Here is a 22,053-nt window from a genome sequence, read left to right as displayed (position 1 = left end):
GAGTCGGCTGTTGAGCACGACCTTAGGCAGCGTTGAGGAGCAGTCGTGGTGGGCTTTCGCGGGTGCAGAGTCGCCAGAGCAGCACCCCCATGGCGCCGCCCCGGACCAGGCTGACAATGGCCAGGCCAACGCAGAGCGGGCAGTGGGCAAGACCCATGGAAGACGGTCTCTCAGACAACGGATTCGTCACCCCAGCCTGACAGCCCTGAGGCGCCTGTGGGGGCTGGCTGCTGGAATACAAGGCCAAGCGACACTCCCACCCGGGACCAGGCAGGCATTGTGCTTCGGCTGAGCGAACTCAAGCTCCCCCTTGACCACACCGACGACGAGCTGCGCCAGGCGGTGCTGAAGCGACTTGGGCTCACGGCCCGCAGTCTGCTGGGCCTCAAGCTGGTCAGGCGCAGCGTCGATGCCCGCAACAAGGACGCCATCCGTTTCAGCTATAGCCTCGATCTGGAGGTGGCCGATCCCAAGGCTCTGCTGCAGCGCTGGCGCAAGGACCCCCATCTGCGGCCGGCCCCCGACACCACCTATCGGTTCGTGGCTCAGCTGGAGCCTGGGGCGGCACAACGGCCTGAACGCCCGATCGTGATCGGGGCCGGGCCCTGTGGCTATTTCGCCGCGCTCGTGCTCGCCCAGATGGGGCTGCGGCCCCTGCTTCTGGAGCGGGGCAAGCCCATCAAGGAGCGCACGGCCGACACCTTCGGCTTCTGGCGGGGCCAGAGGTCCTTCGATCCCGATTCCAACGTGCAATTCGGCGAGGGTGGGGCCGGCACCTTCTCCGACGGCAAGCTCTACAGCCAGGTGCGGGACCCCCGCCACCTGGGGCGAAAAGTGCTGGAGGAGCTGGTGGCCTGCGGGGCCAACCCCGAGATCCTCACGCTGCACCACCCCCACATCGGCACCTTCAAGCTGGCCACGGTGGTACGGGGACTACGCAGCCGTATCGAAGCCCTCGGAGGGGAGATCCGCTTCCGCAGCGAGGTCGTGCGCCTCGAGATCGAAGCGGCCCCTGAGGGGCAACGGGTCTGTGGCGTTGAGCTCGCCGATGGCTCCTGCCTCACGGCCCGCCATGTGGTGCTGGCGGTGGGCCATAGCGCCCGCGACACCTTCGCAAGCCTCCACCGCGACGGGGTGCTTCTGGAGCCCAAGCCCTTCTCGATCGGGGTACGCCTCGAGCATCCCCAGGCGTTAATCGATGCGGCCCGCTGGGGGCCCTGTGCCGGCCACCCACGGCTGGGGGCAGCGGAGTACAAGCTCGTGCATCACCTGGGCGATGGCCGCAGCGTCTACAGCTTCTGCATGTGCCCCGGCGGGCTGGTGGTGGCGGCCGCCTCCGAGCCCGGCCACCTGGTCACCAACGGCATGAGCCAGCACTCACGCAACGAGCGCAATGCCAACAGCGGCATCGTGGTGGGTCTGGAGCTGGAGGATCTGCTCCCCTACGGCAGGGGCCATGGCGACCCCCTCGCCGGAGTGGCCTTCCAACGCCACTGGGAAGCGAAGGCCTTCGCGCTCGGCGGCGGCACCTACCGGGCCCCCATCCAGCGGCTCGATGATTTCCTGGCGGGCCGAGGGGGGAGCCGGCCACCGGGCTCGATTCAGCCCTCCTACGCCCCCGGAACCACCCCCGCCGATCTGAGCGCCTGTCTGCCGGAGTTCGCGGTAGCCGCCCTGCGGGAAGCGATCCCGGCCTTCGAGCGCAGCATTCCCGGCTACGCCATGGGCGAAGCCCTGCTCACCGGGGTGGAAACACGCACCTCCTCGCCCGTTCGGATTCCTAGGGGGCCTGACCTTCAGAGCCTGAACACCCGCGGCCTCTACCCAGCCGGTGAGGGCGCCGGCTATGCCGGTGGGATCCTCTCCGCCGGCATCGATGGCATCCGGGTGGCGGAGGCGGTGGCCTCCAGCCTGCTCAGGCCTGGGCAACAATGCCGCTCCACTGCACCGCCTTGACCTGGTCGCGGCGCCAGGAGTGAAACAGGAGCGGCTCCGCCACTGTGCACAGGGGGCAGAGGCTCAGCTGCTCAGTCTCCAGACCGGCGTTGAGCAGCTGGGAACGGGCGGCCAGGCGGATGTCAAGGCGGTAGCGATCCCCCGGGGAGCCGGGCGAAGCATCGGGCTCCAGGGCTCCGGCCGCAGCCAGGCTGCCCACGGGGTCGTCACCAGGTGTGCAACAGGCATTACCCACCTGCAGGGCCACATCCAGCTCCACCTGATAGGCCTCACCACGCACGGCAGGGCCCAGGGCCACCAGCAGATCGGTGCGCTGGCTGCCTGAGCGCTCCAACACTTCGATCGCCGCCGGCAGGATGCCGGTGGCGACCCCGCGCCAGCCGGCATGGCACGCGGCCACAGAACCCCGTGCCCGATCGGCGATCAGCACCGGGGTGCAGTCGGCGCCGCAGACCCACAGCGACTGGCCACCGCCATCGCTGACCAGACCATCGCCCTCCGGCCAGGGATCAGCGGCCGCCCCGCTGGCGGCCAGCACCCGGGAACTGTGGATCTGGCGGGTGCGATGCACAGACACTCCGGCACTGATGGCGGCTGCCAGCTCCTGAGGACCGCGCCCACTCCACTGGCGGGTGAAGAACCCGTGCTCGAACTCCCCCAGCAGGTCGCACTGGAGGACATAGCCGCCATAGGTGCCCACCCAGGTCCAGCCGTCCAGGGCATTGAAGCCCCCATCAGGGCGATCGAAGGGCGGATCGACGGCTTCTGCCACGGGACTGGGGCCTCAGCAATCGGGCATGTCGCGCAGAAGCCAGAAGCCATCGAAGCGCTCGGATTGCGCCTCGCTCTGAACAGCAATGAACTGCAGACCAGCGGCGGCCTCGCGCGCGGCCGCAAAGGCTTCAGCAACCTCACTCGCCTCTTGCTCGGCCAGCGTCGCCAGCCGCCAGCGGTCTTCCAGGCCCGCTTCGAGCACCAGGCTGGTGCCCTCCATCTCCAGACGGGCAGGCTCGAGGCCGGCGATCCAGCCGGCGATCGCCAGAGAGCGGGTGCGGCTGAACAGGCGCAGGCCTGGCACCATCAGGTCGTCGGGAAGATCCGCAGGAAGGGGAAACAGGCCTTCGAACCCGATCTCCCACTCGGAGGCTTCGCGCAGAGCGCCGAGGGGCAACGAGACCCAGTCCCAGGAATCGCCCCGTGCCGCCTCCGGCAGGGGCAGGGGGAGGGAGCGCATCGGCTGAGGCGGCGGTGCCAGGGGACCGGCCATGTACCCCTCTTCGGCGGGGTAGACATCGCGTTCCCGTTCGCTCAGCCATTCGGCCAGGGCGTAACAGCGCCGGCTGGGGATGACCTCAAGGCCGATGGCCTCGGCGGCCCGCTGAACCATGGTGCGCATCGTGGCCCGCCAGCAGCGCAGCCGCCGCGGAGCTCCCAGGCCCTGATCCGCCGCCGCAGACAGGGCTTCGTTGAGGGCGCCCTGGAGCCAAACCGAGTTGACCGTGCTGGCGGGACAGTTCTTCACCCAGCGAAAGCGGGGCTGGCTTCCCTCACTGACGGGGGTGGCGGTGATCAGCAGATCCCAGCGCTTCTTACCGCCGGGATCGAGCACCGGACGGGAAAAGAAATCCAGTTCCCAGTCGAGGGAGAGCTGGGCGCCGGGGGCTGCTGGGGCGGCCTGACTCATCCCGCCTCCTGCTCCTGTTGACGCAGCAGCAGGCGGGCCCGGTTGGCCCGGTCCTCAGCCTCGGCCATCACCGTGTCCTTGGCCGTGAGCAGCTCGCCGGGCTGGGTCTCGAGCAGGGCGGTGTTGAGGGCGATCCGTCCCCGCGAGGGATCGATCTGGGTGACCAGGGCCTTGAGCCGCTCCCCCTGGCTGAAGGCTTCACGGATGTCGCGCAGGTGAACGCCCGTGATCGACGACTGGTGCAGCAGACCGCTCACCCCGCCGAGATCCACAAAGAAGCCATAGGGCTTGACCGACACCACCTGACCATCGACCAGCTGGCCGACCTCCAGCTCCGCCAGCAGGGAAGCACTGGCGGCCCGCTTCTCAGAGAGCACCAGCTTGCGGGTGTCGGCATTGACCTCCAGGAAAGCCACAGCAAAGGAGGTGCCCACCAGCTGCTCGTGGTTCTCGCCGTTCTGGAGCTGGGAGCGGGGAATGAATCCCCTCAGGCCCTCCAGGTCGCAGGTGACGCCGCCGCGGTTGAAACCGCTCACCTTCACCTGCACCACCTTGCCGGCGGCCTCGAGCTGCTTCACCTTCTCCCAGCTCTGGCGCAGGGCCAAGGCCCGGGCACTGATCGTGACCATGCCATCGGCGTTCTGCTCGCGGGTGACCAGCACCTCCACGGGCTGGCCCTTGGGGAAGCGTTCCTTGAGGTTGCCGATCACACCGAGGCCAGCTTCGGCCTTGGGCATGAAACCCGGCGCCTTGCCGCCGATGTCGATGTAAACCCCATCGCTCTCTGAGCTGATCACCGTGCCGGTGACCACATCGCCGGTGGCGCCCACAGGCTCGTTTTCATCGAGCGCGGCGAGGAAGGCGTCCTCATCGAAGTCGAAGTCGTCGACGGTGCGGGCTGGCCGGGAGGGGGTCGTCCCTGATGGGGCGCCGCCGGCGGAGCGGCTGGAGCGGCCCTGGCGGGAGGCGCCATCGGCGGCCCCCATCAGGTCGGCCATGGTCATGCCTTCAAGGCTGGCCGTCTCGAAGCGCTCGTCATCACTGGTGCCAGATCCTCTGGCCTGGGGAGGAGAGGCTGGCCGCGGTGCTGCAGGTGAAGTGGCACCCTCGGGCGCACTGACTCCGGCCTGATCAGTGGTGGGGGCCGGCTGATCCTGGTCCTCCTCCTCCTTTCGGCTCAGATACATCAGTTGGGGGGGCTTGCGCAACGGTGGCTCCGCCCGGGTCGGAGCCGCCGGCTTGGAGCGGGGGCCTGCAGGAGGAACGGGACGCTGCGATCCAGCCATGGCCCAGGGTGATCTGACAGCAGCACACTGTAAGGATCAACCCGTGGAGCGGATGGGAGCACCTGCCAAGCACGCCCTCGAAGGGCTCAGCTGGATCGCGGCCCAGGAGGCCGCGTCCCGGCCGGGCAGCACGGTCATCTGGCCGTTCGGGGCCGTGGAGCAGCACGGTCCGCACCTGCCCCTGGGCACCGATGCAATTTTTGCCGAACGGGTGCTGCAGGCTGTGCTGGAGCGGTTGCCCGCGGAGCTGCCGATCTGGCGGCTGCCCTTGTTCCAGCTGGGTTTTTCTCCCGAGCACGGCGCTTTCCCCGGCACCCTCAGCCTGCCGGCGGAGGTTCTGCTCCAGGTGGTGATGGCCGTGGGGGCCGACCTGGCCCGGGCCGGGTTCCAGCGCCTGGTGCTCTTCAACGCCCACGGCGGCCAGATCGCCCTGCTGCAGGTGGCGGCACGGCAGTTGCGGGCTGCCCATCCCCGCCTGGCGGTGATGCCCTGCTTCCTCTGGAGCGGTCCTCCAGGGGTGGCGGCGCTGTTGCCCGAGCCGGAACGCAGCGAGGGACTGCATGCGGCCCTGGCCGAAACGAGCCTGATGCTGCATCTGGCTCCGGAACTGGTGGGGCCGCAGCGGCCCCGGGAGGGTCAACCTGATCCGGCGCCCCCAGCGGGCTGGAGCCTGGAGGGGGCCGTCCCCACCGCCTGGCTGACCGCCGATCTCTCCGCCAGCGGGGTGGTCGGTGATGCCCGTGGCGCCGACGCAGCTCTGGGGAAAGCTCTCTGTACAGCCCTGGTGGACGGTTGGGTCACGCTTCTGGGGGATCTGCTCTCCAGTCCCTGGCCGCCGCGCCCCTGAACCAATTCCGGCAGGCCTGGTTACAGTCGCCAGCACTGATCACTTCGCCGGCAACGCCATGCCCAGCCTTGAGACCACCATCGCCGCAAGCGAAACCGCCTCTGCCTCCGCCAGCATGGCTGTTGGCGGCAGCGTTGAGCAGGATCTTGGATTGCCTGATTTCAGCAGCAGCACCTACAAAGACGCTTACAGCCGGATCAACGCGATCGTCATCGAGGGCGAGCAGGAAGCTCACGACAACTACATCTCCCTCGGCCACCTGATTCCCGATCAGGCAGAAGAACTGGAGAGACTGGCCCGCATGGAGCTCAAGCACAAGAAGGGATTCACAGCCTGCGCAAAAAATCTGTCGGTGATTGCCGACATGGACTTTGCCAAGGAGTTCTTCTCACCCTTGCATGGCAACTTTCAGGCGGCCCTGGCCGAAGGGAAAGTGGTGACCTGTCTACTGATTCAAGCCATCCTGATCGAAGCCTTCGCCATCTCGGCTTACCACATCTACATTCCTGTTGCTGATCCCTTTGCCCGCAAAATCACTGAGGGTGTGGTCAAGGATGAATACACCCATCTCAATTACGGCCAGGAATGGTTGAAGGCCAACCTGGAGTCCTCCCGTGGGGAACTGGAGCAAGCCAATCGGGTCAACCTGCCGCTGGTGCGCAAGATGCTGGAGCAGGTGGCTGGAGATGCCGCCGTGTTGCACATGGACCAGGAAGACCTGATGGCTGACTTCATGACCTCGTACCAGGAGGCCCTTACTGACATTGGCTTCACTACACGAGAGATCGCCAAGATGGCCACCGCTGCGCTGCTGGGCTGAGCTCTGCAGGCATGGCAGGATGTGTCGTCGGCCACAGCCGTCTCCATTCCGCCCCGCCACAGCTGCATGTTCGGTCTGATTGGTCACTCAACCAGCCTCGAGCAGGCTCGGAGCAAGGCCCTTGAGCTGGGCTTTCCCGAATACGCCGACGGTGACCTCGACCTCTGGTGCGTGGCTCCACCTCAGCTGGTGGAAAATGTCAGCATCACCAGCCCGACGGGCAAAACCATCGAGGGTGCCTACATCGATTCGGTGTTCGTGCCTGAAATGCTCAGCCGATTCAAGACAGCCCGGCGTAAAGTGCTCAACGCCATGGAGCTGGCCCAGAAGAGCGGGATCGACATCACCGCCCTGGGAGGGTTCACTTCGATCATCTTCGAAAATTTCAATCTGCTCAAGAATCAGCAGATCCGCAGCACCGCTCTGGAGTGGGAGCGGTTCACCACCGGCAACACCCACACCGCCTGGGTGATCGCCCAGCAGGTGGAAACCAATGCTCCGGCCCTCGGCATCGACCTGAGCCGGGCCAAGGTGGCCGTGGTTGGGGCCACCGGCGACATTGGCAGTGCCGTCTGCCGCTGGCTCAGCCAGAACACCGGGGTTGGTGAGCTGCTGCTGGTGGCCCGCCAGCCCCAGCCCCTGCTCGATCTGCAGGCCGAACTGGGTAGCGGCCGCATTCTCAGCCTTGAGGAGGCGCTGCCTGAAGCCGACGTGGTGGTCTGGGTGGCCAGCCTGCCCCAGGGCCTCAGCATCGATCCGGCCAGCCTCAAGTCACCCTGCCTGATGATCGATGGCGGCTACCCCAAGAATCTCGACAGCAAGGTGACTGGTGCCGGCGTCCACGTGATCAAGGGAGGCATCGTCGAGTTCTGGCAGGACATCGGCTGGCAGATGATGCAGGTGGCTGAGATGGAGAATCCCAGGCGCCAGCTCTTCGCCTGTTTCGCTGAAGCCATGCTGCTGGAGTTCGAGGGCCTGCACACCAACTTCAGCTGGGGCCGCAACAACATCACCCTGGCCAACATGGAGCTGATCGGGGCTGCCTCCCTGCGTCACGGCTTCCGCTCAATCGGCCTCAACCAGGTTCCGCGGCCTCAGCTGGCGGCCGTCTGATCGATCATCCCAGCATCCCGCGACAATCTCCACGACTCCAGCACTGATCCCACCCAGAGCCATCCCGCTCCCACACCATGGCCCGCCGCCCATTGCTCGATTTCGAAAAACCCCTGGTGGAACTGGAGGATCAGATCGATCAGATCCGCCAGCTGGCCAGAGATTCGGAGGTCGATGTCAGTCAGCAGCTGCTGCAACTGGAAACCCTGGCGGCCCGCCGGAGAGAAGAGATTTTTCAGTCTCTGAGCCCCGCTCAGAAGATCCAGGTGGCCCGCCACCCCCAAAGGCCGAGCACCCTGGATTACATCCAGGTGATCACCGATGAATGGTTCGAGCTGCACGGAGATCGCCGCGGCTCCGATGACCAGGCCCTGGTGGGCGGTGTCGGCCGTATCGGTGACCAGGGGGTCGTCCTGATCGGCCACCAGAAAGGCCGCGACACCAAGGAAAACGTGGCCCGGAATTTTGGAATGGCCTCCCCGGGTGGTTACCGCAAGGCTCTGCGCCTGATGGAGCATGCCGATCGCTTCCGTCTGCCGATCCTCAGCTTCATCGACACGCCTGGCGCCTATGCCGGCGTGCTCGCCGAAGAGCAGGGGCAAGGTGAAGCGATCGCCGTGAACCTGCGCGAGATGTTCCGCCTCCGGGTACCGGTGATCGCCACGGTGATCGGTGAAGGGGGCTCCGGCGGTGCCCTCGGAATCGGTGTCGCCGACCGCCTGCTGATGTTCGAGCACAGCGTCTACACCGTGGCCAGTCCAGAGGCCTGCGCCTCAATCCTCTGGCGGGATGCGGCCAAGGCCCCGGCTGCCGCCGCCGCCTTGCGCATCACTGCCAATGATCTGCTGCAGCTGGGGGTGATCGACACGGTGCTGAGTGAACCCTCCGGTGGGAACCATTGGGCCCCGCTCCAGGCGGCCGAGACCCTGCGCTCCGCCCTGGTGCAGCAGCTTCAGGACCTGGGCCAGCTCAGCGAGGCCGACCTGCTGGAGCAGCGTTATGCCAAGTTCCGGCGGATGGGGCGGATCCTGGATCCAGAGGCCACAGAATCTGTTGCAAACCCTTAACATTCGCATCGAGACGCGATCCTCTTGACTTCTGTATTGATCACCGGTGCCTCCAGGGGCATTGGAGCCGCCGCTGCCAGCCGTTTCGCGGCTGCTGGCTGGGATCTTCTTCTCTTGGCGCGCTCCGGCAGTGATCTCGAGACTGTCGCTTCTCCCCTGCGGACCACCGGAAGGCGAGTTGAATGGGTGGTCGCGGATCTCACAGATCCCCAGAGCCTTCCAGGCCACCTGAGCGATCTGCTGGGCCGCGGACTTCAGCCCACGGTGGTGATCAACAATGCCGGGGCCGCTTACACCGGCGAGCTCGCTACCATGGAACTGAGCTCATGGCAATGGTTGCTTCAACTCAACCTCACCAGTGTTTTCCAGGTCTGTCAGGCGGTCCTGCCTGGATTACGCCAACAGGCATCAAGCCTGATCATCAACGTGAGCAGCCATGCCGCCAGGAATGCATTCCCGGAATGGGGTGCTTACTGCACCACCAAAGCGGCGCTGGAGTCTTTCAGCCGCTGTCTTGCAGCCGAGGAACGCAGCCATGGCATTCGCGTCTCCACCCTCACCCTCGGCGCGGTCGACACCCCCCTTTGGGTGACGGAAACCGTCCACAGCTCCTTCGATCGCCGTGCCATGCTTGATGTCGATCAAGCCGCGGAAGCCTTGCTGTTCCTTGCCCAGCAGCCTCCGTCCCAGGTGGTGGAGGACCTGACCCTCATGCCCGCCTCTGGCGCTTTCTGAGTCTTTCATGACATCCACCATCCCCTCCACCCCTCGCTCCAGGTCGATCACACCCGACGCGGCCCCAGGTCCTGTCAGTGCGCGCATTCGCGAGCGCCTGATGCAGGCTGGTGTCCCCTACTTTGCCAACGACAACGTTGCTGATCACCTGCTCGAGGGAGAACTCGACCAGCTGGAGATCGAGGTGGCAGGGAAAGTGCGAGAGATGCTGCGCAGCCTCGTCATCGACATCGACAACGATCACAACACAGAGGAAACCGCCGAGCGCGTAGCTCGGATGTATCTTCACGAGGTATTTAAGGGTCGTTACCATAAACAACCCAAGATCGCCAGCTTCCCCAACGTCAAGCAGCTCGATGAGATCTACACGGTGGGACCGATCAGTATCCGTTCGGCCTGTTCCCATCACCTGGTGCCAATCCTGGGCAACTGCTGGATCGGGATCAAGCCCGGTGATCGGGTGATTGGGCTCTCCAAGTTCGCAAGAGTGGCGGATTGGGTCTTCTCACGCCCGCACATCCAGGAGGAAGCTGTGATGATCCTCGCTGATGAGATCGAGCGTTTGTGCAAGCCGCAGGGCCTGGCGATCCTGGTCAAAGCGCAGCACTACTGCATGAAGTGGCGTGGGGTCAAAGAACCTCAGACCAGCATGGTGAATTCAGTGGTGCGGGGCGATTTCCGCCACGACCCCAGCCTCAAGCATGAATTCTTCGAACTGGTGAAGCAGCAGCAGGCGCTGCTCAGCACCTGATCTCAGTGAATTCAGTTCGCTGCTGCGGCTGATCCCTTCACCACGTCCACCAGAGCGCGCACCAGATCGAGGTTTTTCTCGCCTGGTGCGCGCTCCACCGCACTGGACACATCGAGTCCATCGGGGTGAAAGGCCTCCACCAGCTCAGCGGCGTTGGCTGGTCCTACGCCACCGGCAAGCCACCAAGGCAGACCAGGCTTGAACCCCTCCAACCAAGCGGGAGGGATGCGCTGACCGCTGCCTCCTAGCTGATCTGGAACCCACGCATCCAGCAATACGGCCTCCACCACGCCGCCATAATCGTTGACTCGCTCGAGATCTTCGGGGCGGCCAATCCTCAGGGCTTTCCAGATCGTGCAGCCTGTCCTTTCGGCCAGCTCCCGGCAGCGGGCGGGGGATTCCCTCCCATGCAGCTGCAGCACCTGGTGGCCATGGGCTGGATCCAGTTGCGCGTCCAGCTCGTCGCCGGGATCCGCCAGCACCAGCACTCCCCGGCAGCCAGGGCGGCCGGCGGTCATCGCCTCAAACAGTTCCAGCCGCCGATCGGGGGCCAGCCAACGTGGGGAGGAGGGCACCGCAATCACCCCCACGGCATCCACCCCAAGCTCAGCAACCGCCTGGGCCTGGGCCGGCTGACGCAGACCACAGATCTTCAACAGGGTGGAGAGCACCACAGAAGGGTCATGACCACCCTTTCTAGGATCGGAGCAAGACCGCCCGGGATCTGCCTGGGCATCGGCAGGACAGGACCGCGTGGGTGAAGGTTGGCAGCTCCTCAAGATCAGCGGCATCCCGCTGCGCATCCACCCCAGTTGGTTCGTGATCCTGCTGCTCGCCACCCTGGGCTTCGAGCAGCAATACGGCATTCAGCTGGCGGGGCAGGCCTCCAGCGCCAGCCTCTGGCTGCTGGCGCTGGGAACGGCGCTGCTGCTGTTCGTTTCGGTGCTGCTGCATGAGCTGGGCCACTCACTGGTGGCCATCGCCCATGGGGTGAAGGTGCGGAGCATCACCCTGTTCCTGTTGGGCGGGGTGGCCAGTGTCGAAAAGGAATGCACCACAGCCATGGCGGCCCTGCAGGTGGCCGCCGCTGGCCCCCTGGTCAGCCTGCTGCTGGCCGCTCTGTTCCTGGGCAGCAGCCATTCGGTCGCCCATCTCTCACCGTTGCTGGGTGAAATGGTCAGCCAGTTGGGAGTCCTGAACCTGGTGTTGGCCCTGTTCAACCTTCTCCCCGGCCTGCCACTGGATGGAGGCCTGATCGTCAAGGCGCTGGTGTGGCAGTGGACCGGCAGTCAGCGGCGAGGCGTCCAGGTGGCCACCGCCATGGGCCGCTTCCTCTCGCTGATGGCCGTGGGCATGGGCACCCTGCTGCTGCTGCGGGGCGGTGGGCTGGGGGCCTTCTGGCTGATCATGCTGGGGTGGTTCGGGCTGGGGGCCTCCAGAAACCAGAACCAGCTCCTGGCGCTGCAGAAGGCCCTCAAGGACCTCAAGGTCAGTGAGGCCACCCGCCGCCGGTTCCGGGTGCTGGAGGGCGATGCGCCCTTGCGCGAGCTCTCTCGGATGCGCCGTGACGACAGCGACGGCAGTCCCGACTGGGTTCTCGTCTGCGAGCGGGGTCGCTGGAAAGGGGTGATCGGCGACGACCCCCTGCAGACCCTGCCGGTTCAGCGCTGGGATCAGGAACGGGTTCTCGACCACATCGAGCCCCTGAGCACCCTTCCCAGCATCCAGCACGATGCGCCGCTCTGGCAGGCCGCCCTGCAACTGGATGAGCCGGGCGTCGATCGCCTGCTGGTGCTGGGTTCCGCGGGCCTGCCGAGTGGCACCCTGGAGCGCCCGGAACTCTCGGAAGTGGTGCTGGCCCGCCTGGGACTGCGCCTGCCTCCACCATTGCTGGAGGCCGCCCGGCGCCAGGGAACCTACCCCCTCGGGCTGGCCCTGGCCCAGGTGGCCCGGGGAATCGCCGAGAGTGGTGAGGGCTGATCCACCCCATCTCCCGGCCGTCTCTCAGGACAGTCGAAACCGGTGGCGGCGGCGATCAATCGCCTCCCACTCCTGAGGCCTAAGTGGCTCAACCAGCAACGGGCCTCCCCCCAGGGAACTGATCACCGTGCGGTTGAGGTGGTGCTCCAGCGCAGCCACAGAGAGCCCTTGAGCCGAGGGAGGAGCCGCTGGGGTCGATCCAAACAGCTCCTGCCACAGAGCGGATGGTGGGTCGATCAGCACGCTGCCGTGCTGCAGGAGCTGGCGCCTGCGCCAGAGCTGGGCGCTGCCCACCCGCTTCTGGCGATCGCTGCCCACCAGATCAGCGGCGGTGCTGCAGGCGAAGCAGTTGGCGGACGGGGGCGTGGCCTCCTCCTGGCCAGGGCTCAGGGCCAGGCCCAGGGGGGCCAAGGACTGCGCCAGCCAGGTGCCTACCAGGCTGTAGGCCAGCTGGCGCTGGCGGGGAGGATCGGGCCAGAGCAGGGCATAGGTGAGGCTGCCGGCATGGAGCACGGCGCCACCGCCGCTGGGCCGGCGCACCAGGGCCACACGGCCCTGCCGGGCCGCGCTTCGCCAGGCCGAAGGGATGGCGCGCTGGTGGTAGCCGAGCGAGAGGGTCGGCGTGCTCCAGGTATAGAGGCGCACAACTCCCTGACCTGGCTTGAGCAACAGCTGATCCAGCAGCCAGTCGTCGATGGCCATCTGCCAGTCGCCGCGCAGGCATAGGGGGGGAATCCAGCGCCAGCTCGACGGAAAAGGGGGATCAGCAGGGGATGCTGGTGCCACCGTGCGACCGCCGTTCAACCCGATCATGCTGGGCGATCTGCTGGTGCTGGTGCCCCTCGGTGTGGTGGCCGGGCTGCTCTCGGGGCTGCTGGGCATCGGCGGCGGTCTGGTGTTCTCACCGATGCTGCTGCTGGTGGGCCTTCCCCCCCATCAGGCCCTGGCCACCAGCACCCTGGCGATCGTGCCCACCACCCTGGGGGGAACCTGGGTGCATCTGCGCCAGGGTCGGGTGCTGCCGGCGGCTGGCCTGGCCATCGGTCTCAGTGCAGCCCTGAGCGGGCTGCTGTTCAGCCGGCTGGGGGGACTGCTCAGCGGCTGGCAGCTGCTGGGACTGCAGGCCCTGATGTACGTGACCCTGACCCTGACGATCTCGTCTCGCCGCGACAAGGAGCCGGCACCGTCGCCAGGGCCTGCTCCGTTGCCGGCCCTGGCCCTGGTGGGCAGCCTGGCCGGCCTGGCCGGAGGTCTGTTGGGGGTGGGTGGGGGCCTGTTGATGGTCCCCCTGATGCTGGGAAGCCTGCGGCTGCCGGTGCGCGAAGCCATCCGCCTCAGCACCCTGGCGGTGCTCTGCTCTTCGTCTGCAGCGTCGGTGACCTTCCTGATCGGGGCAAAGGCCCAGGGGACCATCGCCCTCACCCTTGGGGGAACGGCCTCAGTGGCGGCCCACTGGTCGGCCGCACGGCTGGAGCGGGTTCCGGAGACCCTGCTGGTGCAACTGCTGCGCGGGCTCACCGGCCTGTTGGCCCTCGACAGCGGCCGGCGGGCCCTCAGCCTGCTGCTGGGCTGATCGGATCCCAGAAGCTGGGATCGAGCTCGAAACCCAGCACCGCGGCCATCTGAGCAAGCCCCTGGCGGCAGTTCAGACCCCGCTCCTGGCTCCAGTGATCCAGCAGGAAAAAGCGATGGGTGATCCAGAGCTCGAGGCTCTCCGGCGCGAAGCGGATCCCCTCGTGGCGGCTGAAACCATGGGGTAGAAGCATCGCCACGTGACGGCAGAGCTGGCCACTGCTGCGGTCGAGCACCAGGGGCAGCCAGGGGTGAAGCGCATCGGCCCGCAGACTCCAGAGGCGTAGTTCAGGCAGTTCGGAGAGCTCGCGGGGATCGTCTGACTGACGGGGCCAGTCGAAATCGAGGCCCAGGGCTCCGGCGGCGGCAAGCAGGTCAGCCGGAGCGCAGGCGCTCCAGGGTTGCAGCGGCGAGAGATCAAGAGTGCGGATACTCTCGGCGGATACAGAGAGGCTGGAGGGAGGTTGAGCCATCAAGAGCTGTGACAGCCCGATGCCATCACCTGGCTTCGGGCGGAACGGAGCCGAACAATGGTGGCGACATCTGTTTCCCATCGTTGGCCATGGTCACAACACTCAGCCAGGCAGAGGTTCTGATTGCCCTGGTGGTCGCCGCCCACGCCGGCATTCTGGCGATTCGCCTCTGCGTCAGCCTCTACCGGGCCTGAATCGAAGGCTCGCCCTTGGCAGGTCGCGCCTGAACTGCTAGAAGCGGGCCATCACTTCTCTTTCTCCCCCTTGTCCGCCGCGCAGCAGCTCAGGCCCGTAACCGCACCAAGGCGTTCGGCGGCATCCAGGCGACGGCCAGCCTCGCGCTCAGCCGCCGCACCACCCGTGAGTGCAGCGGCAGCGGTGGCCATCCACCAGGGATCGACCGACCGGCAGGAGTTGCTCTGCAGCGTGATTGGCCTCAGCGTCAAGCTGGGCATGACCCTGCTGGCGGGCCTCAGCCTGGTTCATCTGGCTGGTGCCTATCAGCAACGGCTGAACCAGCACGACGAACTTAGTGCCATTCTTCAGATCGAACAAGCCAAACTGCAGAAGGCACAGAAGCGCTTCGATCAACTCTTCGTCACCACCGGTGAGCAGCGGCTGATTCGCGAACAGGATCAGTGGATCGCCCCCAACCGTCTGCGGGTGGTGTGGAACGAACCCACCGAACCCAAGCCCGCCCCTGCCCCAGCCGGCAGGCCCTTGATCAGCACCCAACCGCTCCCGGCCCAGGTTCAGCGCTGACATCCTGCGGGGTTTTCCCTCCTGGTTGAGTTTCTGACCACACAGAACCGGTCAACCAGCACCTGTTCACGCTCCAGGTCGTTGACCGATGCCACAAGGATGACGTCGGTCGCCGCTGTTCAACGTGACCTTGTGTTGAACTTCGCTCCGCAGTCGGCACTGGTTGCTGGCCTTGTCCTTAGGTTGAGGCCCCCCGAACCGCCGCGCCCCGATGGCGTCTGCTTCCAGCGCTCCCACCCCGTCAAGCCCCTCCAGTCCCGGCATGGGCAGCGCTGGGCAGATTGGGACTGTGATGATCACCGGAGCTTCCTCCGGCGTTGGCCTGTACGCCGCCAAAGCCCTGGCCCAGCGCGGCTGGCATGTGGTGATGGCCTGCCGCGATCTGGCCAAGGCCAAGGCAGCAGCCAGTTCTCTGGCGATCCCTGAGAGCTCCCTCACCCACCTGCAGGTGGACCTGGGCGATCTCGAGAGTGTTCGCCGGCTGGTGAACGCCTTCCATGCCACCGGCCGCAGCCTTGACGCCCTGGTCTGCAATGCCGCCGTCTACAAACCGCGGCTCAAGCAACCGGAACGCTCGCCCCAGGGCTACGAGATCTCGATGGCCACCAACCATCTGGGGCATTTCCTGCTGATCCAGGCCCTGCTCGACGACATGAAGAAGTCGAGCCATCCCTCGCGCAGACTGGTGATCCTTGGAACGGTCACGGCCAACTCAAAGGAGCTGGGCGGCAAGATTCCGATCCCCGCCCCCGCAGACCTGGGAGACCTCTCGGGCTTCGAGGCCGGTTTCAAGGCGCCGATCAGCATGGCCAACAGCAAGGCCTTCAAGCCCGGCAAGGCCTACAAGGACAGCAAGCTCTGCAACATGATCACCACCCAGGAGCTGCACCGCCGGCTGCACGACTCCACGGGGATCATCTTCAGCTCGCTCTATCCCGGCTGCGTGGCCGACACGCCCTTGTTCCGCAACACCCCGAGGGCCTTTCAGACCATCTTCCCCTGGTTCCAGAAGAACATCACCGGCGGTTATGTGAGCCAGGAGCTGGCCGGTGAGCGGGTGGCCCAGGTTGTGGCCGACCCGGCCTTCGCCGTGTCGGGCGCGCACTGGAGCTGGGGCAACCGCCAGAAGGCCAATGGTCAACAGTTCATCCAGGAACTTTCAGACAAGGCCAGCGATCCCGAAACCGCTGCCAAGACCTGGGACCTGTCCATGAAACTCGTCGGACTCGCCTGAGGACACTGTGATGGTGATGCCCCGTCCGCTTCGCTGGTTTGTCGCTCTTGTGCTGGCCGCTGGCTTACTGGTGGGCGGAGTGCTTCTGCTCCCCTTCGCCGACTGGTTGCCCGGAGGAACGGTCGCCGATGTGCCGTTGCAGCAGGTGGTGAACGGCACCAGCTTCAACCGGCTGTTCCCACCCTCGGATCCAGAATTCCGGGTGACGATGTCGCAGGAGAAGCGGGGGTTCAGCGAGGCGCGCCTGAAAAAGGGCGATCAGGTGATTGCCCTGCTGGCCATCTCCGACACGATCACCGCACCGGAAGCCCGAGCCAAGTTCGAGCAGGCTCAGGAGCGCCTCGAGGGCTGGCCGTTGGTGGAGCAGGGGCCCCATGCGAGTGCGCTGCTGGTGGCCGATCGCTTCCAGGTGAAGGTGATCGAGCAGGGCAGTGCCCTTGACGCCGATCATCGCCACAGCGTTCTTGAACACTTTAATCTCCAGGGACTCGCCGCCCTCGGAACCCCATCCCTCCCCCGCGCCTGAGGCCATGGGCACACCTGTTCTCACCCGTCTGGAGCGCCTGCCGCGGCGGGGACTCACCGTGCTCTCACTCCAGGGGCTGAGCCTGCTGGTCCCGGGTGGCTGGAGCAACATCACCAGCGCCGAAGCCTTAATCGAATCGGTGATCGGCAGCAACGATGCGGCCCTCATCGCTCAGGTGCGGGCCCGGGCCGATCAACTCAGTCGGGCACGCCATGAGGGTTATGGCAGGGCCCTGAGCGTCTACGACGCCGTCAACCGCTCGCAGCACGCCACGGCTGGCCTGCGGGTGTTGGCTGGGTTGAGCGCCGGAGTGCCCCTGCTCAAACGCATCGCCGATCTCACGCCACCTGGCGACACGCTGCAGGCCGTGGATCTGGGCCTGAAGGTGTCGGCCGAGCTGCTGGCCTTCACCCAGGTCAATGGTCTACCCGGCGACAGCTTCGCTGACTTCGCCGCCGCCCTGGCCGACTATGGCTCGGAAGCACGGCTGCGCATGGCCGCCCTGGTCACCTTCGATGGTCTGCTGCCGCTGGGAGATCAGGCCCTGCAGCGACTGGATGGACTGCTCGGGCAGGCGAGCGCGACCCAGTTGCGTCAGCTCCCCGCCTACCGGCGCATGGCCGGCTTGATGCCGGGCCGCAATGATCAGGCTCACCTTGGATTCCTACGCCGGGGAGTGGAGCTATGGGTGGGCTGGGCCGATGGACTCGTCTCCCAGCTGGGGCTCAGTGGCCAGCGGGCCGTCCAGGCCCTGGAAACCACCCTGGGCCCCTGGCAAGGACGCATGGATCAGCTGGCGGTGTTCCTGGATGCCTTCACCGACACCTATTCCCACACGGGGGTCCAGGCCGTGGCCCGCCGCCTGGTGGAGCGGGCCGCCGCCGAGATCTGAATCAGAACCTGAGACTCCCTGGTGAGGATCAGTCGAAACCGAGCAGGTCAAAGATCTCACGATCCTTGAGTGATTCGGCCTCGAGGGGCTCCACATCACTGAGCATCTTCTGCGCAAGGCTCAGATACTCCTGCTGAACGGCTTCCACCTCGGGGCTTGGCTCCATCTCGAAGATGGTGCACTTCTTGAGGCGGGAGCGGCGGATTGCATCCACCGTTTTGAAATGCGCCATGGTACGCAGACCGGTGCGCTCATTGAAGCGGTCGATCTGATCGGTCTCCTCTGAGCGATTGGCAATCACTCCGCCCAGGCGCACCTTGTAGTTCTTGGCCTTGGCGTTGATGGCCTGCATGATCCGATTCATCGCAAAGATCGAATCAAAATCATTGGCGGTGACGATGAGGCAGTAATTGGCATGCTGCAGTGGCGCCGCGAAACCACCACAGACCACGTCACCGAGCACATCGAAGATCACGACATCCGTATCTTCAAGCAGATGGTGCTCTTTCAGCAACTTCACCGTCTGGCCGGTGACATAGCCACCACATCCGGTACCAGCCGGTGGACCACCGGATTCCACGCACATCACGCCATTGAAGCCCTCGAACACGAAGTCTTCGGGACGAAGTTCCTCGGTATGGAAGTCAACGGTTTCGAGGATATCGATCACCGTGGGCACCATCTTCTTGGTGAGGGTGAAGGTGCTGTCGTGCTTCGGATCGCAACCGATCTGAAGCACCCGTTTTCCCAGCTTTGAGAACGCTGCGGAAAGGTTGGAGGAGGTGGTGGACTTGCCGATCCCCCCCTTGCCATAGACGGCAATCACCAAGGCACCTTCCTCGATGTTCATCGAGGCATCCTGGTGGACCTGGAGGCTGCCCTCACCGTCCTCATGGCCGCTGGTGCCAGCCTTGGCGGGAGCTGTTGTCTGCTTGGGTGGCAGAGTTGTGGTCATAACACGTCCTTGGCCGAGTCGACATCGGCAGTGCCTACATCAAAGTGCAGCCGAGCAGGCAGATGCTGGGTCTGGCTCAAACCGAAACATCACGACAATCGGAATCTTGAAATGCTCACCCAAGCCGAGCGATTGCTGATGAGCAGAGCCTTGACAATCACTCTCATGGCTCAGGGGCCCGCCTCCCGATCTAAGTAGAAATGCCTAACACCTTGACAGATGGAGAGGCCGCCTGGTTCAGGGAGTGACTGCGCTGGCTTGTGCGATCCGGGAATGATCGAGCTGGCCTGGGCCTGGCCAGCTGTGCAACGTCACGCAGCCCCGCGGCTCAACGGCTGAAGTGGGCCTTGGCTTCGTAGAGCGTTTCCTCGGTGATCTCCGCTACGCCACGTTCGTTGGCATACGCTTCGGTGTTGCGCCGGACTTTGCCCCGAACGAAGAAAGGAATTCGGGAAAGTTCAGCTTCACCGGAAGGGGTCCAGCGCAAGGCTCCCCCTTCAGGAGTGGCCGAAAGTGGTGTCACGTCCGGCGCCCCGCTGGCAGGGCCAGCGACCGGCTGGGCCGCCGGGGCGGAAGCACCCTCGAGATGGCTGAGGTGACCGTCCACGAATTCGAAATCATGGCGGAACATGCCGATCAGGTGTTCCTCCAGACCCATCATCAGGGGGTGCACCCAGGAATCGAAGATCACATTGGCCCCCTCCCAACCCATCTGGGGGGCATAACGGGCGGGTACATCCTGCACATGCAGCGGGGCGCTGATCACAGCGCAGGGAATCCCCAGCCGCTTGGCGCTGTGGCGCTCCATCTGGGTGCCGAGCACAAGCTCTGGAGCCGCCTGGGCCATGGCCTGCTCCACCTCCAGATAATCGTCGGAGATCAGGGCCTCGAGGCCCAGCTCCTTGGCGGCGGCACGCACCTCACGGGCCTGCTCGCGGCTGTAGCTGCCCAGCCCCACCACCGTGAAACCGAGCTCCCGCGAGGCGATCCGGGCCGCCGCGATCGCATGGGTGGCGTCGGCGAAAATGAACACCCGCTTGCCGGTGAGGTAAGTGGAATCCACCGATTTCGAGTACCAGGGCAATCTGGAGCGCTGGTCGGCCTCACGCAGTTCCGGCGGCTCCAGGCCCAGCAGGGCGCAGAGCTCACGCAGGAACTGGGCCGTGGCTCCGATTCCGATCGGTACGGTGCGCACCACAGGGGTGCCGAAATTGCGCTCCAGCCAGCTGCAGAGAGGGCCGGCCACCTCCGGATAGAGGCAGAGGTTGGCATCGGCCTGGGGGAGACGCATCAGGTCGGCCGGCCTGGCTCCCAGGGGTGCCACCACATTCACGTCGATGCCGTGGTCGGCCAGGAGGCCGCGCAATTCGCGCACGTCATCTCGGCAGCGGAAGCCCAGCAGGCTCGGGCCCAGCAGGTTCACGCGCGGTCGCCGCCCCTCGGAGCGCCAGCGCTCGGGCCCAGGCTTGGCCGCTCCGGGGGCAGGCATCTGGTTCCTGAGCAGCCCGCGGCAGAGTTGGTAGAAGGTTTCCGCCGCCCCCCAGTTTTCCTTTTTGGAGTAAGCAGGCAAGTCCAGGCTCACCACCGGAACACCCAGGCCCATGCCGCCGGCGAGGGATCCCGGTTGATCCTGGATCAGCTCGGCTGTGCAGCTCTCGCCCACCAGCAGGGCCTCCGGCTGGAAGCGATCCACCGCCTGCTGGATCGAGCGCTTCACCAGCTCAGCGGTGTCGCCGCCCAGATCGCGGGCCTGAAAGGTGGTGTAGGTGACAGGGGGCCGGCGGTCACGCCGCTCAATCATCGTGAACAGCAGATCGGCATAGGTGTCGCCCTGTGGGGCATGCAGCACGTAGTGAACTCCCTCCATCGAGGCGGCGATGCGCATGGCTCCCACATGGGGAGGGCCTTCGTAGGTCCAGAGGGTCAGTTCCATTGCAGTAACTCCCGGCGGTTGAGGGGACGGGCGAACAGTTCAGCCAGGTCAGCGGCCTGATCACAACCATGGATCGGGCTGAAGACGAGCTCGATCGACCACTTGGTGGCGAAGCCTTCCGCTTCGAGCGGGTTGGCCAGACCCATGCCGCAGACGACCAGATCGGGGCGGCTGGCACGAACACGCTCCAGCTGCTTCTCCACATCCTGCCCTTCGCTGAGCTGGGTGCCCTCCGGCAGCAGGGGCAGTTCCTCGGCCATCAGCTGGCGGTCGAGGTAGGGGGTGCCCACCTCCACCAGTTCCATGCCGCATTCGCGGTGCAGAAAACGGGCCAGGGGAATTTCCAGCTGGGAATCGGGTAACAGAAACAGGCGCTTGCCTTCGAGTCTGCGGCGCAGGGGTTCCAGGGCGCGCCTGCCCCGCTCCGCCAGAGGGTCGAGCACCTCGGCCACGCGTTTGGGGTCAATGCCGAAGGCCGCCGCCGCCGCCGTCATCCAGGCGCAACTGCCCTCCACCCCGAGCGGGTAGGGGGCGGAGATGCGCTGGGCGCCTCGGCGCTCCAGGGCCCGCACGGTATCGGCCACGAAGGGCTGGGCCAGCAGCAGGCGGGTGCCGGGGCCGACCGGCGGCAGGTCGGTCGACTGGCGGGGCGGCAGAGTGCGCACCGTCTCGAGGCCCATGCGCGCGAACAGGGAGAGGAAACGCTCCTCCACCCCATCGGCCAGGGTGCCCACGATCAGCAGCTGGGGTTCAGGACTGCTGGGCAACAGGGGAACCAGGGAGGTCAGGGCACCGTCCTCCCCCTGGGTGAAGGTGGTTTCAATGCCACTGCCGGAGTAATTCACAACCCTCACCCGCCCCTGCATGCGGGTGTTGATGCGCTCGGCGGCCTTGGCCAGATCGAGCTTGATGACCTCCGAAGGGCAGGAGCCCACCAGGAACAGGGTGCGGATCTCGGGCCGCCGCGCCAACAGATCGCCCACCACCCGATCTAGTTCCTCGTTGGCATCCGCCAGGCCCGCCAGGTCGCGCTCGCCCAGGATGGCTGTGCCGAAGCGGGGTTCGGCAAAGATCATCACACCGGCCGCCGACTGGATCAGGTGGGCGCAGGTGCGGGAGCCCACCACCAGAAAAAAGGCATCGGGCATCCGGCGATGCAGCCAGACGATCGAGGTGAGGCCGCAAAACACCTCCCGCTGTCCGCTTTCACGCAGCACGGGCGGCAGGGTGGACGTCAGGGCCATGGGCGGGAACCGGTGATCCATTACGGGTTAGCCAACTAGGCGGCGGAAACCAGTGGCTGTTGACAAGTCTTCGGGATCAGGGTCGATAGGGGGTGGAACGGGATACAGGAACCAAGTCGTTACGCCGATTAACACATTTCGGAACCGATGAGCAGGGCTTATGGGGGTCCCTGCACACCGTGATCGATCAAACCACCCAAATCGCTTGACGGGGGGGTATGCC

General features: G+C 65.7%; 24 protein-coding genes. 14 read left to right on the top strand and 10 right to left on the bottom strand.

The features are described 5' to 3' along the window. Positions 1–22 precede the first annotated feature (22 nt). Entirely contained in the window at positions 23–157 is a 135-nt protein-coding gene (locus WH5701_RS18585; protein ID WP_006171090.1) for a hypothetical protein, read from the bottom strand. A 122-nt stretch (positions 158–279) separates the two neighbouring features. Here WH5701_RS18585 and WH5701_RS05685 point away from each other — a divergent pair, with 122 nt between their 5' ends. Continuing rightward, on the top strand, positions 280–1,956 hold the full coding sequence (locus WH5701_RS05685; RefSeq protein WP_006171089.1) for an NAD(P)/FAD-dependent oxidoreductase: 1,677 nt from the start codon (positions 280–282) through the stop codon (positions 1,954–1,956). Here the strand turns inward: WH5701_RS05685 and pgeF are convergent. Genes pgeF through WH5701_RS05670 form a run of 3 tightly spaced genes read right to left on the bottom strand, consistent with a single transcriptional unit; the run spans position 1,916 to position 4,926 of the window. Beyond that, on the bottom strand, positions 1,916–2,728 hold the full coding sequence (gene pgeF, locus WH5701_RS05680; RefSeq protein ID WP_006171088.1) for a peptidoglycan editing factor PgeF: 813 nt from the start codon (positions 2,726–2,728) through the stop codon (positions 1,916–1,918). The two genes, WH5701_RS05685 and pgeF, sit on opposite strands and share 41 nt — an antisense overlap. Positions 2,729–2,740: 12 nt before the next feature. Then, positions 2,741–3,640: a Tab2/Atab2 family RNA-binding protein gene (locus WH5701_RS05675; protein ID WP_006171087.1), complete on the bottom strand. Its 900-nt coding sequence runs from the start codon at positions 3,638–3,640 to the stop codon at positions 2,741–2,743. Continuing rightward, complete coding sequence (locus WH5701_RS05670) at positions 3,637–4,926, bottom strand: S1 RNA-binding domain-containing protein (RefSeq protein ID WP_037979667.1); 1,290 nt, start codon at positions 4,924–4,926, stop codon at positions 3,637–3,639. The genes WH5701_RS05675 and WH5701_RS05670 overlap by 4 nt, the downstream gene beginning before the upstream one ends. A gap of 52 nt (positions 4,927–4,978) precedes the next feature. On the opposite strand from WH5701_RS05670, the gene WH5701_RS05665 reads away from it, so the two are divergent. The 6 genes from WH5701_RS05665 to folE all read left to right on the top strand — a co-directional run bounded on the left by WH5701_RS05665 (position 4,979) and on the right by folE (position 10,259). Then, a complete protein-coding gene (locus WH5701_RS05665; RefSeq protein WP_006171085.1) occupies positions 4,979–5,773 on the top strand; it encodes a creatininase family protein in 795 nt (264 codons plus the stop codon). A 115-nt stretch (positions 5,774–5,888) separates the two neighbouring features. Further along, positions 5,889–6,593, top strand: coding sequence for an aldehyde oxygenase (deformylating) (locus WH5701_RS05660; protein ID WP_037980450.1), 705 nt, complete (start codon positions 5,889–5,891; stop codon positions 6,591–6,593). Between the two features lie 66 nt (positions 6,594–6,659). Continuing rightward, positions 6,660–7,706, top strand: a complete 1,047-nt coding sequence (locus WH5701_RS05655; protein ID WP_006171083.1) for a long-chain acyl-[acyl-carrier-protein] reductase — start codon at positions 6,660–6,662, stop codon at positions 7,704–7,706. 77 nt (positions 7,707–7,783) lie between these two features. Then, positions 7,784–8,773: an acetyl-CoA carboxylase carboxyltransferase subunit alpha gene (locus WH5701_RS05650; RefSeq protein WP_006171082.1), complete on the top strand. Its 990-nt coding sequence runs from the start codon at positions 7,784–7,786 to the stop codon at positions 8,771–8,773. 24 nt (positions 8,774–8,797) lie between these two features. Then, positions 8,798–9,508, top strand: coding sequence for an SDR family oxidoreductase (locus WH5701_RS05645; protein WP_037979664.1), 711 nt, complete (start codon positions 8,798–8,800; stop codon positions 9,506–9,508). A gap of 7 nt (positions 9,509–9,515) precedes the next feature. Beyond that, positions 9,516–10,259, top strand: a complete 744-nt coding sequence (gene folE / locus WH5701_RS05640) for a GTP cyclohydrolase I (RefSeq protein ID WP_037979660.1) — start codon at positions 9,516–9,518, stop codon at positions 10,257–10,259. 11 nt (positions 10,260–10,270) lie between these two features. Here folE and WH5701_RS05635 read toward each other — a convergent pair whose 3' ends face one another. Further along, positions 10,271–10,930, bottom strand: coding sequence for a phosphoribosylanthranilate isomerase (locus WH5701_RS05635; protein ID WP_232201794.1), 660 nt, complete (start codon positions 10,928–10,930; stop codon positions 10,271–10,273). Positions 10,931–11,012: 82 nt separating this feature from the next. On the opposite strand from WH5701_RS05635, the gene WH5701_RS05630 reads away from it, so the two are divergent. Continuing rightward, positions 11,013–12,239, top strand: coding sequence for a site-2 protease family protein (locus WH5701_RS05630; protein ID WP_006171078.1), 1,227 nt, complete (start codon positions 11,013–11,015; stop codon positions 12,237–12,239). Between the two features lie 24 nt (positions 12,240–12,263). Here WH5701_RS05630 and WH5701_RS05625 read toward each other — a convergent pair whose 3' ends face one another. Next, positions 12,264–13,025, bottom strand: coding sequence for a lipoate--protein ligase family protein (locus WH5701_RS05625; protein WP_232201793.1), 762 nt, complete (start codon positions 13,023–13,025; stop codon positions 12,264–12,266). Positions 13,026–13,050: 25 nt separating this feature from the next. Here WH5701_RS05625 and WH5701_RS05620 point away from each other — a divergent pair, with 25 nt between their 5' ends. Then, a complete protein-coding gene (locus WH5701_RS05620) occupies positions 13,051–13,812 on the top strand; it encodes a sulfite exporter TauE/SafE family protein (protein ID WP_006171076.1) in 762 nt (253 codons plus the stop codon). Here WH5701_RS05620 and WH5701_RS05615 read toward each other — a convergent pair. After that, a complete protein-coding gene (locus tag WH5701_RS05615; RefSeq protein ID WP_006171075.1) occupies positions 13,793–14,284 on the bottom strand; it encodes a CRR6 family NdhI maturation factor in 492 nt (163 codons plus the stop codon). The genes WH5701_RS05620 and WH5701_RS05615 overlap by 20 nt on opposite strands. An 89-nt stretch (positions 14,285–14,373) precedes the next feature. Here WH5701_RS05615 and psaM point away from each other — a divergent pair, with 89 nt between their 5' ends. The 5 genes from psaM (at position 14,374) to WH5701_RS05590 (ending at position 17,698) form a co-directional block, all read left to right on the top strand. After that, positions 14,374–14,478: a photosystem I reaction center subunit XII gene (gene psaM, locus WH5701_RS05610; protein ID WP_037979659.1), complete on the top strand. Its 105-nt coding sequence runs from the start codon at positions 14,374–14,376 to the stop codon at positions 14,476–14,478. A 166-nt stretch (positions 14,479–14,644) separates the two neighbouring features. After that, positions 14,645–15,046, top strand: coding sequence for a hypothetical protein (locus tag WH5701_RS05605; RefSeq protein ID WP_006171073.1), 402 nt, complete (start codon positions 14,645–14,647; stop codon positions 15,044–15,046). 262 nt (positions 15,047–15,308) lie between these two features. Then, positions 15,309–16,280 carry a protochlorophyllide reductase gene (locus tag WH5701_RS05600; protein WP_006171072.1) on the top strand — a complete coding sequence of 324 codons (972 nt, stop codon included), beginning with the start codon at positions 15,309–15,311 and terminating at the stop codon, positions 16,278–16,280. Between the two features lie 16 nt (positions 16,281–16,296). Next, on the top strand, positions 16,297–16,806 hold the full coding sequence (locus tag WH5701_RS05595) for a hypothetical protein (RefSeq protein ID WP_156776566.1): 510 nt from the start codon (positions 16,297–16,299) through the stop codon (positions 16,804–16,806). A 4-nt stretch (positions 16,807–16,810) separates the two neighbouring features. Then, positions 16,811–17,698 carry a hypothetical protein gene (locus WH5701_RS05590; RefSeq protein ID WP_006171070.1) on the top strand — a complete coding sequence of 296 codons (888 nt, stop codon included), beginning with the start codon at positions 16,811–16,813 and terminating at the stop codon, positions 17,696–17,698. 28 nt (positions 17,699–17,726) lie between these two features. Here the strand turns inward: WH5701_RS05590 and bchL are convergent, their stop codons facing one another. The 3 genes from bchL to WH5701_RS05575 form a co-directional block, all read right to left on the bottom strand. Then, on the bottom strand, positions 17,727–18,653 hold the full coding sequence (gene bchL / locus WH5701_RS05585; RefSeq protein WP_006171069.1) for a ferredoxin:protochlorophyllide reductase (ATP-dependent) iron-sulfur ATP-binding protein: 927 nt from the start codon (positions 18,651–18,653) through the stop codon (positions 17,727–17,729). Positions 18,654–18,981: 328 nt separating this feature from the next. Next, entirely contained in the window at positions 18,982–20,586 is a 1,605-nt protein-coding gene (locus WH5701_RS05580) for a ferredoxin:protochlorophyllide reductase (ATP-dependent) subunit B (protein ID WP_006171068.1), read from the bottom strand. Continuing rightward, positions 20,577–21,830: a ferredoxin:protochlorophyllide reductase (ATP-dependent) subunit N gene (locus WH5701_RS05575; RefSeq protein ID WP_006171067.1), complete on the bottom strand. Its 1,254-nt coding sequence runs from the start codon at positions 21,828–21,830 to the stop codon at positions 20,577–20,579. Before WH5701_RS05575 ends, WH5701_RS05580 begins: the two co-directional genes overlap by 10 nt. Positions 21,831–22,053: the final 223 nt, after the last annotated feature.

Source organism: Synechococcus sp. WH 5701 (assembly GCF_000153045.1).
Lineage (GTDB): Bacteria > Cyanobacteriota > Cyanobacteriia > PCC-6307 > Cyanobiaceae > Regnicoccus_A > Regnicoccus_A antarcticus.
Note: the sequence above shows the minus strand (reverse complement) of the source record. Positions and strands in the feature narration are given on the sequence as shown.